The sequence below is a fragment of the Rhodovibrio sodomensis genome (assembly GCF_016583645.1).
GTDB lineage: Bacteria > Pseudomonadota > Alphaproteobacteria > Kiloniellales > Rhodovibrionaceae > Rhodovibrio > Rhodovibrio sodomensis.
This window is the reverse complement of record NZ_NRRL01000012.1, coordinates 25,767-39,977: the sequence shown is the minus strand read 5'-3', so window position 1 is coordinate 39,977 and position 14,211 is coordinate 25,767. Positions and strand designations below refer to the sequence as shown.

The 14,211-nt window shown below is 69.7% G+C and carries 12 protein-coding genes and 1 pseudogene; 11 read left to right on the top strand and 2 right to left on the bottom strand.

The annotated features are described in order from the left end of the window. The first annotated feature begins 290 nt into the window (after positions 1-290). Both CKO28_RS07355 and CKO28_RS07350 read left to right on the top strand, forming a co-directional pair. A complete protein-coding gene (locus tag CKO28_RS07355) occupies positions 291-725 on the top strand; it encodes a hypothetical protein (protein ID WP_200339982.1) in 435 nt (144 codons plus the stop codon). A gap of 195 nt (positions 726-920) precedes the next feature. Further along, a pseudogene (locus CKO28_RS07350) lies at positions 921-2,456 on the top strand (HAMP domain-containing methyl-accepting chemotaxis protein); the annotation flags it as partial. A 221-nt stretch (positions 2,457-2,677) separates the two neighbouring features. On the opposite strand, the gene hspQ reads toward CKO28_RS07350, so the two are convergent. Then, on the bottom strand, positions 2,678-2,995 hold the full coding sequence (hspQ, locus tag CKO28_RS07345; RefSeq protein ID WP_200339980.1) for a heat shock protein HspQ: 318 nt from the start codon (positions 2,993-2,995) through the stop codon (positions 2,678-2,680). 565 nt (positions 2,996-3,560) lie between these two features. Here hspQ and CKO28_RS07340 point away from each other — a divergent pair. The 9 genes from CKO28_RS07340 to CKO28_RS07300 all read left to right on the top strand — a co-directional run bounded on the left by CKO28_RS07340 (position 3,561) and on the right by CKO28_RS07300 (position 13,129). Continuing rightward, entirely contained in the window at positions 3,561-4,112 is a 552-nt protein-coding gene (locus tag CKO28_RS07340) for an EamA family transporter (protein WP_200339979.1), read from the top strand. 39 nt (positions 4,113-4,151) lie between these two features. Beyond that, the gene (locus CKO28_RS07335; RefSeq protein WP_200339978.1) at positions 4,152-5,006 is read left to right on the top strand and encodes a division plane positioning ATPase MipZ; all 855 of its coding nucleotides are present in this window, start codon (positions 4,152-4,154) and stop codon (positions 5,004-5,006) included. 80 nt (positions 5,007-5,086) lie between these two features. After that, positions 5,087-5,839: a vWA domain-containing protein gene (locus CKO28_RS07330; RefSeq protein ID WP_200339977.1), complete on the top strand. Its 753-nt coding sequence runs from the start codon at positions 5,087-5,089 to the stop codon at positions 5,837-5,839. Between the two features lie 91 nt (positions 5,840-5,930). Beyond that, a complete protein-coding gene (locus tag CKO28_RS29100) occupies positions 5,931-6,677 on the top strand; it encodes a DnaJ domain-containing protein (RefSeq protein WP_200339976.1) in 747 nt (248 codons plus the stop codon). A gap of 208 nt (positions 6,678-6,885) precedes the next feature. Continuing rightward, entirely contained in the window at positions 6,886-7,761 is an 876-nt protein-coding gene (locus tag CKO28_RS07320) for a UTP--glucose-1-phosphate uridylyltransferase (RefSeq protein WP_200339975.1), read from the top strand. 179 nt (positions 7,762-7,940) lie between these two features. Then, positions 7,941-9,305 carry a UDP-glucose dehydrogenase family protein gene (locus tag CKO28_RS07315; protein ID WP_200339974.1) on the top strand — a complete coding sequence of 455 codons (1,365 nt, stop codon included), beginning with the start codon at positions 7,941-7,943 and terminating at the stop codon, positions 9,303-9,305. Then, entirely contained in the window at positions 9,302-10,693 is a 1,392-nt protein-coding gene (pgmG, locus tag CKO28_RS07310) for a phosphoglucomutase/phosphomannomutase PgmG (protein WP_200339973.1), read from the top strand. The genes CKO28_RS07315 and pgmG overlap by 4 nt, the downstream gene beginning before the upstream one ends. Before the next feature lie 188 nt (positions 10,694-10,881). After that, complete coding sequence (locus tag CKO28_RS07305; protein WP_200339972.1) at positions 10,882-12,282, top strand: methyl-accepting chemotaxis protein; 1,401 nt, start codon at positions 10,882-10,884, stop codon at positions 12,280-12,282. Positions 12,283-12,541: 259 nt separating this feature from the next. Next, positions 12,542-13,129, top strand: a complete 588-nt coding sequence (locus CKO28_RS07300) for a gamma-glutamylcyclotransferase family protein (protein WP_200339971.1) — start codon at positions 12,542-12,544, stop codon at positions 13,127-13,129. 7 nt (positions 13,130-13,136) lie between these two features. On the opposite strand, the gene CKO28_RS07295 is transcribed toward CKO28_RS07300, so the two are convergent. Beyond that, complete coding sequence (locus tag CKO28_RS07295; protein ID WP_200339970.1) at positions 13,137-14,186, bottom strand: zinc-dependent alcohol dehydrogenase family protein; 1,050 nt, start codon at positions 14,184-14,186, stop codon at positions 13,137-13,139. Positions 14,187-14,211 lie beyond the last annotated feature (25 nt).

The following is a 14,211-nucleotide window of genomic DNA, read 5'->3' as shown; positions in this document are numbered from 1 at the left end:
GACTTTTAACTACGCGCTAACGAATTTGTGGTTGGCTGCCGCAGTCTCGAATCAGCGGTCCGGCGGGAACGCCAAATAAAGGAGTAGCGACAGTGGCTGTGACACGACGCTCTGGCGGGTGGAAACGAGGGCTGTTGCGGGTCGGCCTCCTGGGCACCTTCGCAGCAGTCTCAATCGCCCAAGTCCCTAGTGCTCACGCGCAGGAGATCCCCCAGCGCCTGATTGAAGAGGTTCGAAGCTGGACCGAGCAACCCACCGTTCTGATCACGTTGCGGGACCGGAAGGGACGGGTGTCCGCGATCAGCCAGTCCGACGTCGAAGCGCTCGACGCCGAATGGCGCCAGCAGCGCGAATCGCAAAAGCGCCCGCTGATCGCCCAGGTCGTGGGCGCGCCGCTGTCGACCTTCCTGCTGCGCCAGCAGGTCGACGCCGGCGGCCAGTTCATCGAGGTGTTCGTGATGGACGTGCGCGGCCTCAACGCCGGCATCAGCTCCGTCACCTCCGACTATTGGCAGGGCGACGAAGCGAAGTTCCAGAAGACCTTCGGCGTCGGACCGGAGGCCGTCCATTTCAGCGAGGTCGAGACCAAGGATGCGACCGGCCACCGGGCACAGCAGATCAGTGTAACCGTGACCGACCCCGAGACTGGGGAAAAGCTCGGGGCGATCACCGCCGAGGTCAATCTCGACATCGCGGCCCTCTACGCCCGCTCCGCCCAGCGCTAAAGCCTGGGTTTCATCTCCCTTCGATTGGTGTGAGCAAAAACAATGCTCGGAAAGCTCAAAGACCTTGGCGTCGCCAAGAAGATCCTGCTCGCGTTCGGTCTGACCTCGGTCGTCACGGCGTTGTGCCTTGCCTTCATCGTCATCCAGATCAACCGCGCCGACCGGATGCAGAGCGAGACCGCCGTCACAATGGAGCGTCTCGATAGCCTGAATACCATCGGGGCGGCCGTGACCGACCAGCAGAACGGCGTGCGCGGGTTCGTTGCCAGCGGCGATCCGGCCGAACTCCAGCCCTACCGCGACGGGCGGAAAGTCTACGACACCGAGATGGCGGATCTGCGTGGCATGGTTCCGGCCGACGATCCGATGCGCCCGCGCCTCGACGAGCTTAACCGGGCAATCACCGCCTGGCGGACGAAGGCCGCCGAGCCGCAGATCGCCCAGATGCAGCATCCCGATACCGTGTCCGAGGCCCGTACGCTCGCCGCGACCGGTGCCGGCACGGCCGACATGAACGCCTTCACCGGCCTGCTGGCAGATTTGACCGATGCCGCGGCGCAGGCCGTCGAGGCGCGCAGCGCGGCGCAGCATACCGCGTTCAAATGGACCTATGTCGCGGCGGCGGGCGGCGGCCTGCTGGCGCTTGCGATCGCCGGGATGATGGGCGTGTGGCTGTACCGCGGGCTGGGCGGCCCGGTGGTGCGGATGACCGGCACCATGCGCGAGCTCGCCGACGGCAACAACGCGGCGGTGATCCCGGACACCGACCGCCGCGACGAGATCGGCCTGATGGCCCAGGCCGTCGATGTCTTCAAGCAGGCGATGGAGCGCAACGCCGAGATGGCGCGCGAGGCTGCCGAGGCGCAGGAGAAGCAGGCGGCGCGCGGGCGCAAGGTCGAGGAGCTGACGCGCAAGTTCGACGCGGCGATCGGCGATCTGCTGGCCAGGCTCGACAGCTCGACCGGCGAACTCTCGACCAGCGCCGACAACATGTCGTCGGTCGCCGAGGAAACCACCCGGCAGTCGACCTCCGCCGCCTCCGCCGCGGACCAGGCTTCGGCCAACGTCAACGCGGTGGCGAGCGCGACCGAAGAGCTGTCCTCCTCGATCGCGGAGATCAGCCGTCAGGTCGCGCAGTCGGCCCGGCTGGCCGACGACACCAGCCAGGAGGCGGGCGAGGCCAACGACGTGGTGTCCAAGCTGGATACCAACGCCCGCGAGATCGGCGACGTCGTCCAGCTGATCAACGACATCGCGGAGCAGACCAACCTGCTGGCCCTGAACGCCACGATCGAGGCCGCCCGGGCGGGCGACGCCGGCAAGGGCTTCGCGGTCGTGGCGCAGGAGGTGAAGTCGCTGGCGAACCAAACCTCCAAGGCGACCGAGGAGATCCGCCGCCAGATCGGCGGCATGCAGACCTCGACCTCCTCGACCGTATCGGCGCTGCAGAAGATCATCGAGCGGATCAACGAAATGCACGAGATCACCAGCACCGTCGCCTCGGCCGTGGAAGAGCAGGAGAGCGCCACCGGCGAGATCGCCCGCAACGTCGAGCAGGCCGCCGAGGGCGCGCAAGAAGTCTCCCGCAACGTCGCCGGCGTGAACGAGGCGGCGGCGACCGGCGGCTCGTCGGCCAACCACGTGCTGAAGGCATCGAACGAGATGAAGGCCGAAGCCGAGCGCCTGCGCTCGGAAGTCGACACCTTCCTGACGGAAGTCCGGGCGGCCTGACCGCGACCCCCTCCAGCGACCGGCTCCCCAGGCCTGGCGCCGCCACCCGTGCGGCGCCAGGCTTTTTTACCTCTCAGGTGACGCTTGGGGATGCCGGCGCGGCGGCAGCTAGAGCAAAATCGATGAAGGTCCAGTCGACCTTCATCGTGAATTTTGCTCTAACTGCTTGAAGAGAGAGCAAGATTCAGCTGAAAGGTGGCTTCACCTTTCAGCATCTTGCTCTAGTTTACCGCGCCCGAGCGGGCATAGCGGCCGCCGACGAAAGTGTCGAAGAACTGCCCCAGCTCCGGATGGTTGATCTGCTCGCCGGAGTCGTCGGGTTCCAGGTGGCGTTCGGCGACGTAGGTCCGGTGCGTGGCGTCGTGGACCAGGACGTGGTACCAGGGCTTGTCCTTGGGCGGCTGGCTGCGGGCCATCACCTGATACCACTGCTCGCTGCCGCGGAACTCGGGATCGACGTCGACGATCACCCCGCGGTAGCCGAACTTCTTGTGGTGGATCACTTGGCCCACGCTGAATTTCGCCTGCTGCTCGCTCATGCCGCCTGCCTTGTCGCTTGCCCGTTCGCCGCTCTGGCTGGGCGCGGATCTCAGGGTTTCGGTCTCGGGCCCGGGTCCGGCCCGCGCCGCCGGTCGAACACCTAGGCGCCGTACGGCCGATCGACCAGGGCGCATAGCCGGTTCCGGGCCCGGGCCGCAACCCCTGGACCCGGCTGCCGGGTCGAGCGGCGCATCGAAACCAAAAGGAGCCGTTCAACCGTGCCCGCGCTGTCCGACCACGCCAAGGGATTGGCGATCACCGGCCTGGGCGTCCTGGTGCTGTCGCCGGACGCCCTGCTGCTGCGCCTGCTCACGCTCGACCCGTTCACCACGGTGTTCTGGCGCGCGCTGCTGATGGGGCTGACACTGGCGGGCGTGCTGGCGGTCGTCTACCGCGGCCGGGCGGACCGGGCGCTGCGCGCGGTCGGGCGCTGGGGGCTGGTGTCCGCGCACATCTACGCGCTCAACATGATCAGCTTCGTCTACTCGATCCACCACACAGCCGTCGCGAACACGCTGGTGATCATCGCTGCCGGCGCCGCTGTTCGCCGCGATCCTGAGCTGGGTGTTCCTGGGCGAGCGCGTGCGGGTCGAGACCTGGGCGGCCACGCTGGTCGTGCTGGGCGGGATCGCGATCGTGTTCTGGGACGGCCTAGCGCGGGGCACCTGGGACGGCGACCTCGCGGGGCTGGTGACCGCGCTGTGCCTGGCCGGCAACTTCACCATCCTGCGCCACCGCAAGCACATCGACATGGTGCCCGCCACCGCGCTGGGCGGTTTCATCGCCGCCGGCTTCCTGCTGGTGATCGGCGCGGCGGCCCCGCTGGCGCCCGACGGGCGCGACTGGCTGGTGCTGGCGGTGCTGGGCTTTTTCGTCGTGCCGGTCGCGTTCGGGCTGATCACGATCGGCCCGCGCTACATCACCGCGCCCGAGGTCGGGCTGCTGATGCTGGTGGAGACGGTGCTGGGCCCGCTCTGGGTCTGGCTGGCCCTGGGCGAGCGGGCGAGTGCGCTGTCGCTCACCGGCGGGGCGGTCGTGCTGGTCACGCTGGCGGTCTACTTTACCTGGCGGCTGCGCGGACCGCGCGGCGTTGCAGCCGCGCAATCTTCCGGCTAATCTACGACATCTGGGGGCGCAGCACGGGGAAATCACTAAATGACGGCAATTACGCCACTGCCGCGCACCGGCGGCCCGCACGTCATCGTGCTCGGCAACGAGAAGGGCGGCTCCGGCAAGTCGACCACCGCGATGCACCTGATCGTGGCCTTGTTGAAGGCGGGCCACCAGGTCGGCGCGATCGATCTGGACGCGCGGCAGGGCACGCTCTCCCGGCAGGTGGAGAACCGCCGCACTTTCGCCCAGCGCAACGACCTCCGCCTGGACCTCCCGGAGATGCGCACGATCGACCGCGCGCGCGACGCCGACACCCGCGCCGACGCGGAACGCCAGGAGCGCGACGCGCTGTCGGCGGCGATGGACGATCTCGGGTCCTGCGCCTTCGTGGTGATCGATACGCCGGGCAGCGACAGTCACCTCTCGCGCCTGGGCCACACGCTGGCGGACACGCTGGTCACCCCGCTCAACGACTCCTTCCTCGACCTCGATCTGCTGGCGCGGATCGACCACGACGCCAAGAAGATCCTGTCGCCCAGCGTCTATTCCCAGATGGTCTGGGAGCAGCGCCAGGCACGCGCCCAGGCCGGCGGCCGGCCGATCGACTGGATCGTCATGCGCAACCGCCTGAGCCACCTGGACGCGCGCAACAAGCGCGACGTCGGCCGCCTGCTGGACCAGCTCGCCAAGCGGATCTCGTTCCGCGTCGCCCCCGGCTTCGGCGAGCGGGTGATCTTCCGCGAGCTGTTCCCCAAGGGCCTGACCCTGCTCGACCTGCGCGAGTCGGGAACGGGGGTGAACATGACCATGTCCCACATGGCCGCCCGCCAGGAGGTCCGCGCGCTCCTCTCCGAGATCGGCCACGGCAGCGAGGCGGCGTTGAGCGCGGCGGAGTAGGGGCAGGTCCGCTGGACGGGTCCTGCGGCCGAGCCTACCTTCCCTGGATAGGTGAGATCGGCAGCGAAGGGGCCCACGCCATGGCGCGGGATCAGAACAACCGGCCGGCGACGCGGCCCGGGGCGGAGACGTCCCATAAGACGCCGGCGCAGGGCGGCTCCGGCGCGGGCGAGGTACAGGCGTTCCTGAACCAGGTGCGCAGCACGCCCACGGTGCGCAAGCCGGGCGAGGTCGGCCGGCTGATCTTCGCCATGGACGCGACCGCCTCGCGCGAGCCGACCTGGGACCAGGCGATGCACACCCAGGCGGAGATGTTCCAGGAGACCAAGGCGCTGGGCGGGCTGCGGGTGCAGCTGGCCTACTACCGCGGGTTCGGCGAGTTCGAGGCGAGCGACTGGTATGCCGACGCGGACGCGCTGCTGAAGCGGATGACCGGCGTGCGCTGCCTGGGCGGGCGCACCCAGATCGCCAAGGTGCTGAAGCACGCCCGCAAGGAAGCCAAGGCGCGGCGGATCAACGCGGTCGTGTTCGTGGGCGACTGCATGGAGGAGGACGTCGACGAGCTGTGCCATCTGGCGGGCGAGTTGGGCCTGCTCAAGGTGCCGGTGTTCGCCTTCCACGAGGGCCGCGACCAGGGCGCGCGCCGCGCGTTCGAGCAGATCGCGCGCTTGAGCGGCGGCGCCTGCTGCGCGTTCGACGCCAGCGCCGCGAAGCAACTGCGCGAACTGCTGGCCGCGGTCGCGGTGTTCGCCGCCGGCGGGCGGCGCGCGCTCGCCGCCTACTCGGAAAAGCGCGGCGGCATGACCCAGCTGCTCACCCACCAGATGAAATGACGCGGCCCGGATGACATGACGCGGCTTGGCGCCCGCATCCATCGGCGCCAGCTGTAACCCCCATGGCCGGTCGACGCCCAAGGTTCTCCCCGTGATCGCGTATTTCCTGCTCGGCCTCGGCCTTCTGGTCGGCATCCTGCTGCTGCTCAAGTGGGCGAGCGAGGCCGAGCCGCGGCAGGTCCTGAAGGCGCTCGCCTGGGTCGGCGGGATCGTCGGCGTGATCCTGGGCCTGTTCCTGCTCTGGGCCGGGCGCTATCAGCTGGCCTGGATCGCCCTGCCGGCGCTGTTCGCGCTTGCGAGCCGCTGGCGCCAGATCAAGCGCGCGCTGCGCAATGCCCGCGGCCCCCGTGAAAGCCAGTCCAGCCAGGTCGAAACCCGCTTCGTGCGCATGACCCTGGAGCACGACACGGGCGTGATGTCGGGCGAGGTTCTGGAAGGGGCCTACGCTGGCCGGCGCGTCGAGGAGCTGACGCTCGACCAGCTGGTCGAGCTTTGGCGTGCGGCCCAGGGCGCGGACGCGCAGTCCGCCGCCGTGATCGAGGCGTACCTCGACAAGATGCACGGCGAGGACTGGCGCGACGCCGCCGAGGCCAGCGCCGGGGCCAGCGCCAGGGGCGGCGGCGCCCGGGCGGGCGAGAGCGGCGCCACCGGGCGCGGCGGCGGCGCCATGAGCCGGGCGGAGGCGCTGGAAATCCTGGGGCTGCCGGAGGGCGCCAGCCGGGAGGAGGTTCAGCGCGCCTACCGCAGCCTGATCAAGAAGCTGCACCCCGACACCGGGGGGTCCGACTGGTTCGCGGCCAAGCTGAACGAGGCCAAGCGCGTCCTGATCGGCGATTAGGGCAGCGGCGCCAGCGCGCCCGGCTTGGGTTCCGGCGGAGTACCGCGGCAGTCCCGTGGCCGTTGCGTGGCCAGCCTTGCGAGGGTGGGGGGCGTGTGGCATCAACCGGTCAGGCGCGGGGACCGGCGGGGGCATTCTGGTCCGGCATCGGCCATCCGGGGACCGGACGGGCGGCGCCGAGCCACACCAGGGGGAAGCAGATCAGGCCATGACAGGTGTTCGTAAAGCGGTATTTCCGGTCGCGGGGCTGGGCACCCGGGTACTGCCGGCGGTCAAGGCGGTGCCCAAGGAGATGCTGCCGGTGGTCGACCGGCCGCTGATCGAGTACGCGGTCGAGGAAGCGCGCCAGGCGGGGATCGAGGAATTCATCTTCGTCACCGGCCGCGGCAAGGACGCGCTGGAAGACCATTTCGACCGCGCGATCGAGCTTGAGGACACGCTGCAGCAGCGCGGCAAGACCCGCGAACTCGAATCCGTCCGCCACACCAACCTGCCGGCGGGCTCGGTGCAGTCGCTGCGCCAGCTGGACCCGCTCGGCCTCGGCCATGCGGTCTGGGTGGCGCGCCGGGCGGTCGGCGACGAACCGTTCGCCGTCGTGCTGCCGGACGACCTGATCAAGTCGGACACACCCTGCCTGAAGCAGCTGGTCGACGTGCACGCCCGGGTCGGCGGCAACGTCGCGGCCGTGATCGACGTGCCGCGCGAACAGACCGCGCGCTACGGCATTCTGGACGTGACAAGCGACGATGGCCGCCTCGCGGCCGCCAAGGGCCTGGTCGAAAAGCCCGATCCGACCGAGGCGCCGTCGACCCTGTCGATCATCGGGCGCTACATCCTCGACCCGCGGGTGATGCGCGAACTCGACAAGCAGCAGACCGGCAAGGGCGGCGAGATCCAGCTGACCGACGCCATGGCGGCGACGATCGGCGAGGTGCCGTTCCACGGCCTGCGCTTCGAGGGCACCCGCTACGACTGCGGCAACAAGGCGGGCTACGTCGCGGCCACGCTCGCCTTCGCCCTGGACCATCCGGAGACCAAGGACGCCACCGCGGACCTGATCCGCCAGTTCGCCCGCGACCTCTAGAGCAAAATCGATGAAGGTCGAGTCGACCTTCATCTGCATTTTGCTCTAACTGCTTGAAGAGAGAGCGAGTTTCAGCTGAAAGGTGGCTTTACCTTTCAGCATCTTGCTCTAGACCCGTTCAGTCCGGCGCACCGGTCTTCCGGGCGTCCGGCCCCGTCAGGTAAGGATCCCACCGCGCCATGCGCATCGCCATGATCGGCACCGGCTATGTCGGCCTCGTCTCCGGGGCCTGCTTTTCCGAATTCGGGACAGAGGTCGTCTGCGTCGACCGCGACGCGCAGAAGATCGACCGTCTGAACGACGGCCAGATTCCGATCTTCGAGCCCGGCCTGGAAGACCTGGTCGCCCGCAACGAGACCGCCGAACGCCTGAGCTTCACGACCGATCTCAAGGCGGCGGTGCGGGGCTGCGATGCGGTCTTCATCGCGGTCGGCACGCCCTCGCGCCGCGGCGACGGGCACGCCGACCTGACCTACGTCTACGACGCTGCGCGCGAGATCGCCGAGGCGGCCGACCAGGACACCGTCGTGGTCACCAAGTCCACCGTGCCGGTCGGCACCGGCCGCGAGGTCGAGGCGATCCTGAAGCAGACGGCCCCGAACAAGCGCCTGCATGTCGCCTCCAACCCGGAGTTCCTGCGCGAGGGCTCGGCGATCGGCGACTTCATGCGCCCGGACCGGGTGATCATCGGCGCGGAGAGCGCGCGCGCGCAGAGCGTGCTGCGGGCGCTCTACCGGCCGCTCTACCTGATCGAGACGCCGATCATCTTCACCTCGCTGGAGACCTCCGAACTCACCAAGTACGCCGCCAATGCGTTCCTGGCGACCAAGATCACCTTCATCAACGAGATCGCCGATTTGTGCGAGGCGGTCGGCGCGGACGTCCATGACGTCGCCCGGGGCATGGGGCTGGACGGCCGGATCGGGCGCAAGTTCCTGCACCCCGGGCCGGGCTACGGCGGCTCCTGCTTCCCCAAGGATACGGTGGCGCTGACGCGGACCGCCCAGCAGGCCGGCGCGCCGGCCCGGATCGTCGAGACGGTGGTCGACGTCAACGACCGCCGGAAGGCGGCGATGGCGGACAAGATCGTCGCCCATATGGGCGGCGACGTCGCCGGCAAGACGATCGCGCTGCTGGGCGTGACCTTCAAGCCGAACACCGACGACATGCGCGAATCGCCCAGCCTGGCGATCGTGCCGGCGCTGCAGCAGGCCGGCGCCCGGGTGCGCGCGCACGATCCCGAAGGCATGCAGGCCGCGGCCAAGCTGCTCTCCGAGGTTACCTGGTGCGAGAGCCCGTACGACGCGATGCAGGGCGCGGACGCGCTGGTGATCCTGACCGAGTGGAACCAGTTCCGGAACCTAGACCTGGACCGGATCAAGGAAAGCCTGACCCAGCCGGCGGTGGTCGACCTGCGCAACATCTACGATCCGACCGAAATGCGCGAGCGGGGCTTTCACTACACCTGCGTCGGGCGCGCGTTCGGCCGCGACAAGCCGGGCGCCCTGATCGGTGACGGCACGACGGTGGAGAACCTGTCATGAGCGCAGCCGCAGCGCACCGCTTCGATCCCACGATCCTGCGCGAATACGACGTCCGCGGCATCGTCGGCGAGACCCTGCACGCGGCCGACGCGCGCGCGCTCGGCCAGGCGTTCGCGACCATCGTGCGCCAGGACGGCGGCCAGCGCGTGGCGCTCGGCTACGACGGCCGGCTGTCGTCGCCGGAACTGGCCGAGGCGGTCGAACACGGCCTGCGCGCGGGCGGCTGCGAGGTGGTCCGGATCGGCCGCGGGCCGACGCCGATGCTCTACTACGCCGTCAACGAACTCGACACCGACGGCGGCATCCAGGTCACCGGCTCGCACAACCCGCCGGACCACAACGGCTTCAAGATCATGCTGGGCAAGCGGTCGTTTTTCGGCGCGGACATCCAGAAGCTCGGCCGGATCGCGGCGGACGGCGCGTTCGCGCAAGGCGACGGCGCGGTCGAGGACGTGGATCTGATGGACCGCTACGTCGCCCGCCTGCAGCGCGGGCTGAGCGTCGGTGCGGGCTTCCAGATCGCCTGGGACGCCGGCAACGGCGCGGTCGGCGACGCGCTGGTCAAGCTGACCGATCGCCTGGCCGGCCAGCACCATCTGCTGAACGCGACCGTCGACGGCAATTTCCCGGCGCACCATCCAGACCCGACGGTGCCGGAAAACCTCGAACAGCTGCAGGAGGCCGTGCGCACGCGCGGCTGCGACCTCGGCTTCGCGTTCGACGGCGACGGCGACCGGATCGGCCTGGTCGACGGCCAGGGCCGGATCCTGTGGGGCGATCAGATGCTGGCGCTGATCGCCCGCGACGTCCTGCAGCGCAACCCGGGGGCGCCGATCATCGCCGACGTCAAGGCGAGCCAGGTGCTGTTCGACGAGATCGCGCGGCTGGGCGGCCGGCCGGTGATGTGGAAGACCGGCCATTCCTTGATCAAGGCGAAGATGCTGGAGGAAGCAGCCCCGGTGGCGGGCGAGATGAGCGCCCATATCTTCTTCAAGGAGGACTGGTACGGCTTCGACGACGCGCTCTACGCCGCCCTGCGCATCCTCGACATCCTGACCCGGACCGGCCAGCGCCTGAGCGACTTCATGGACAGCCTGCCGGCGGTGGTGAACACGCCGGAGATCCGCTTCCCCTGCCCGGAAGCGCGCAAGTTCAAGGTCGCCGAGGAGGTCAAGCAGCGCCTGTCCGACAGCAACGCCGAGGTGATCGACATCGACGGCGTTCGGGTCAACACCGAGGACGGCTGGTGGCTGCTGCGCGCCTCCAACACCCAGGACGTGCTGGTCGCCCGCTGCGAGGCGCGCGACGCGGCCGGGCTCCAGCGCCTCAAGGACCTGCTGCGCGACCAGCTGAAGCAGTCTGGCATCGACGTGCCGGACGACCTTTAGGGCGAGCCCGCCAGCCTCGGCCGACCGGCCGCCGGCAACCTGGCGGATCATCCGAGCCTTTTGGATGCGCGTCTCAGGCGTGTTCACCTCGGCTTAACCTTGATCGCGCAGACTGCCCCTCAGCCTAATCGGGCGGACCGGGTGGCGCGCGCGCCGGCTCGGCCGCGGTGTGTTGAAGGGGCGGGTGAATGACTGAGCAGACGGCACGCGACGCGGCGCGCGACCTGGAGATTCTGCAGAAGCTCGCGGAGGAGAGTGGCGGACTTGGCATCGAAGTCGCCGATGTCGCCGGCGGGATCGACGATCTCAGCAAGGCGCTCGCGACCCAGTCCGAAGAGCTGCACGCCCTGCGCGACAGCGTCGACCAGGTGTCCCAGGCGAACGCCAAGATCGCCGAAAGCGCGCGCGCCAGCCGCGGCACCGCCGAACAGGCGGCCGGCGAGGTCGAGAACTCGCGCGGTACCGTGGAAAGTTCGCTCAGCGACATCCACGACCTGGTCGAGGCGGTCACGGTTATCCAGCAGCAGTTGAACGGTCTGCAGGATGCGCTCGCCAAGGTCGGCGAGGTCGCCGAGGGCATCAACGCGATCGCCAAGCAGACCAATCTGCTGGCGCTGAACGCGACGATCGAGGCGGCCCGCGCGGGGGAGGCCGGCAAGGGCTTCGCCGTGGTCGCGCAGGAGGTCAAGCAGCTGGCCGGCCAGACCAGCCGCGCGACCGGGCAGATCGACGAGACGCTGAAGGATCTGACCGACCAGGCCACCCGGCTGATCGGGCAGGGCGAGGAATCCACCAAACGCGCCGAGGCCGTGCGCTCCGGCACGCAGACGATCGGTCAGGTGATCGACACGGTCGCGGGCGCGATGTCGACGATGCAGGGCGGCGTCGGCGAGATCGCGGAGGCGGCGGAGACGATCGAAACCCGCTGCGGCGGCCTGCTGGAGAGCGCCACCACCCTGTCCGACCAGGTCGACGCCACCTCCAAGACGATGCGCCAGTCGCGCGACCGGACCCAGAACCTGACCTTGGCGAGCCAGCGCGTGGTCGCCTTGACCGCGCAGACCGACGTCGAAACGGTCGACACCAAGTTCATCAACCAGGTGAAGGAGCTGGCCGGGCGCGTCGGCGATCTGTTCGAGGCCGCCGTGCGCGACGGCAAGCTCACCCAGGGGCAGTTGTTCGACCGGGACTACAAGCCGATCCCGGGCACCGACCCGCAGCAGGTCATGACCGGCTTTACCGAGTTCTGCGACCGGGTGCTGCCCGAGATCCAGGAGCCGATGTTGCAGTTCGATCCCAAGGTCGTGTTCTGCGCCTGCGTCGACACCAACGGCTACCTGCCGACCCACAACAAGAAGTTCGCCAAGCCGCAGGGCAAGGACCCGGTGTGGAACGCCGCGAACAGCCGCAACCGCCGGATCTTCGACGACCGCGTCGGCCTGTCCGCGGGCCGCAACACCGAGCCGTTCCTGCTGCAGGCCTACCGCCGCGACATGGGCGACAGCTACGTCATGATGAAGGACGTCTCCGCCCCGATCTTCGTCAATGGCCGGCACTGGGGCGGGGTCCGGCTCGCCTACAAGGTCTAGGGCAATACGCGGCGAGGTCGAACCGCCTTTCGGCTGGATCTTGCTCTCTCTTCAAGCAGTTAGAGCGGAATTCAGCGTGTCCGTCCTATCCGATGCGTGACGCCGGCCGGCCGCGGACCCGATGCCCGCCGGGCCGGCGGCAGCGCTTTACGCCGGCCGCCCGGCGCCCTACATCTGGACGCCCGAGCCGGGCCCCGCTTGACCCAGTTCCACGCACGGCTCGATTTTGGGCGCTTCAGCTTTTGGGGGTCTGCGCGGCATGCTGTTCTTCTTCTACGGCACCCTGATGGATCGCGAGTTGCGCCGGAAGCTGCTGGGCGCGCGCGCGGCCGGGCTGCGGGTCACCCCCGGGGTGCTGATCCATCACCGGCGCTTCACCGCGCGCTACGGCGACTATCCGGTGCTGGTCCCGGAGCTGAACGGCCGCGTGTCGGGCGTGTTCGTGGAGGGGATGGACGCCCACGCCCTGCTCTGGATCGCCCACTTCGAGGGCCCCTGGTACCTGCCGGAACGGGTCACCGCGTTCGACGAGCGCCGCCGGCATCTGCGCCCCTGGGCGTTCCGGCCGACCCACCGCGGGGCGGCTGGCGATCAGCCCTGGAACTTCCGGCGCTGGCAGCGCACCGGCAAGCCCGAGGTTCGGGAGATGCTGAACACCTGGCTCCTGCACCGCGCCGACGGCGTGCCGATCGCGCTCGACACGCCCTGGCTGGCGCGCCGACGGATGCAGGACGTGGTGCGTCAGGGCATCGACCAGCCCAGGCCCAACCCGCACTTGGACCGCCGCACGATCGCCGAGGCCGGGCTGGACGAGGGCGACGACCGGATAACCACGGCGGCGGCCTGACCGGCGGCTACGCGTCGAACCGGTCGACCACCGTCACGCCGGGACTGGTGTGGTCGTCCATCGCCTTGAGCGCCTCGCCGACGCCGGACAGCGGGATCGTCCGCGCGACCAGCCGGGCCGGGTCGAAGCGCCCGCCGGCGATCATCCCGAACAGCGCATCGAACCGGCCGGCGGCCATGCCGCGGGTGCCGAGGATCGCGATCTGCCGGGCATAGACCAGCTCCAGAAGCGGCACCGGCGGTTCGGCGTGCCGGTCGAGCGGCATGCCGATCTGCACGTGCCGGCCGAGCTTGGCCAAGCCGTAGAGCGAGTTTCGGAAGGTCTGCGTGATCCCGAGCGCGTCGAGCGAGACCTGCGCCCCGCCGCTGGTCAGCTCGCGCACCGCCGCGCCGACATCGGCCGTGTGCGCGGCATCCAGCGTCTGCGTGGCCCCCAGGACCGTGGCCCGGTCCAGCGCGGCCGGATCGACGTCGACGGCCAGCACGCGCGCGCCCATCGCCGCGCCCAGCGCCACGGCCGACAGGCCGACGCCGCCGCAGCCGTGCACCGCCAGCCACTCCCCGGGCGCGAGCCGGGCGCGGTCGGCGAGCGCGCGGAACGCCGTCGTCACCCGGCAGCCCATGCCCGCTGCCGCGACCGCCGACAGCCGGTCGGGCAGGGCGACGACGTTGAAGTCCGCGCGCGGTACGGCGACCCGTTCGGCGAAACTGCCCCAGCGGGTAAAGCCGATCACGTCCTGCCGGTCGCAGGCGGTCGGATCGCCGCCGCGGCAGGTCGGGCAGGCGCCGCAGGATAGGATGAACGGCGCGGTCACGCGGTCGCTCGGACGGACCCGCTGGACGTGCCGGCCGACCCGCTCGACCACGCCGGCGAACTCGTGGCCGCCGACGTGCGGGACGACCACGTCCGGGTCGCTGCCGCTCCAGGCGTGCCAGTCGGACCGGCAGACGCCGCAGGCGTGCACGCGCACCAGCGCGCCGTCGGACGGGCAGTCGGGGTCGGGGATGTCCCGCACCTCCGGCGGCGCGCGGAAGCTCTCGAAGATCGCGGCTTTCATGCCCACTGGCTTAGCACGCCGGGCC

What these genes read in the sequence shown, in the direction of transcription:
- CKO28_RS07315 (WP_200339974.1), top strand. Translation starts at nt 7,941, where the DNA reads ATGCGCATCGCCATGATCGGCACCGGCTATGTCGGCCTCGTCTCCGGG.
- CKO28_RS07305 (WP_200339972.1), top strand. Translation starts at nt 10,882, where the DNA reads ATGACTGAGCAGACGGCACGCGACGCGGCGCGCGACCTGGAGATTCTG.
- CKO28_RS07295 (WP_200339970.1), bottom strand. Translation starts at nt 14,186, where the DNA reads ATGAAAGCCGCGATCTTCGAGAGCTTCCGCGCGCCGCCGGAGGTGCGG.
- CKO28_RS07335 (WP_200339978.1), top strand. Translation starts at nt 4,152, where the DNA reads ATGACGGCAATTACGCCACTGCCGCGCACCGGCGGCCCGCACGTCATC.
- CKO28_RS07320 (WP_200339975.1), top strand. Translation starts at nt 6,886, where the DNA reads ATGACAGGTGTTCGTAAAGCGGTATTTCCGGTCGCGGGGCTGGGCACC.
- pgmG (WP_200339973.1), top strand. Translation starts at nt 9,302, where the DNA reads ATGAGCGCAGCCGCAGCGCACCGCTTCGATCCCACGATCCTGCGCGAA.
- CKO28_RS07330 (WP_200339977.1), top strand. Translation starts at nt 5,087, where the DNA reads ATGGCGCGGGATCAGAACAACCGGCCGGCGACGCGGCCCGGGGCGGAG.
- CKO28_RS07300 (WP_200339971.1), top strand. Translation starts at nt 12,542, where the DNA reads ATGCTGTTCTTCTTCTACGGCACCCTGATGGATCGCGAGTTGCGCCGG.
- hspQ (WP_200339980.1), bottom strand. Translation starts at nt 2,995, where the DNA reads ATGAGCGAGCAGCAGGCGAAATTCAGCGTGGGCCAAGTGATCCACCAC.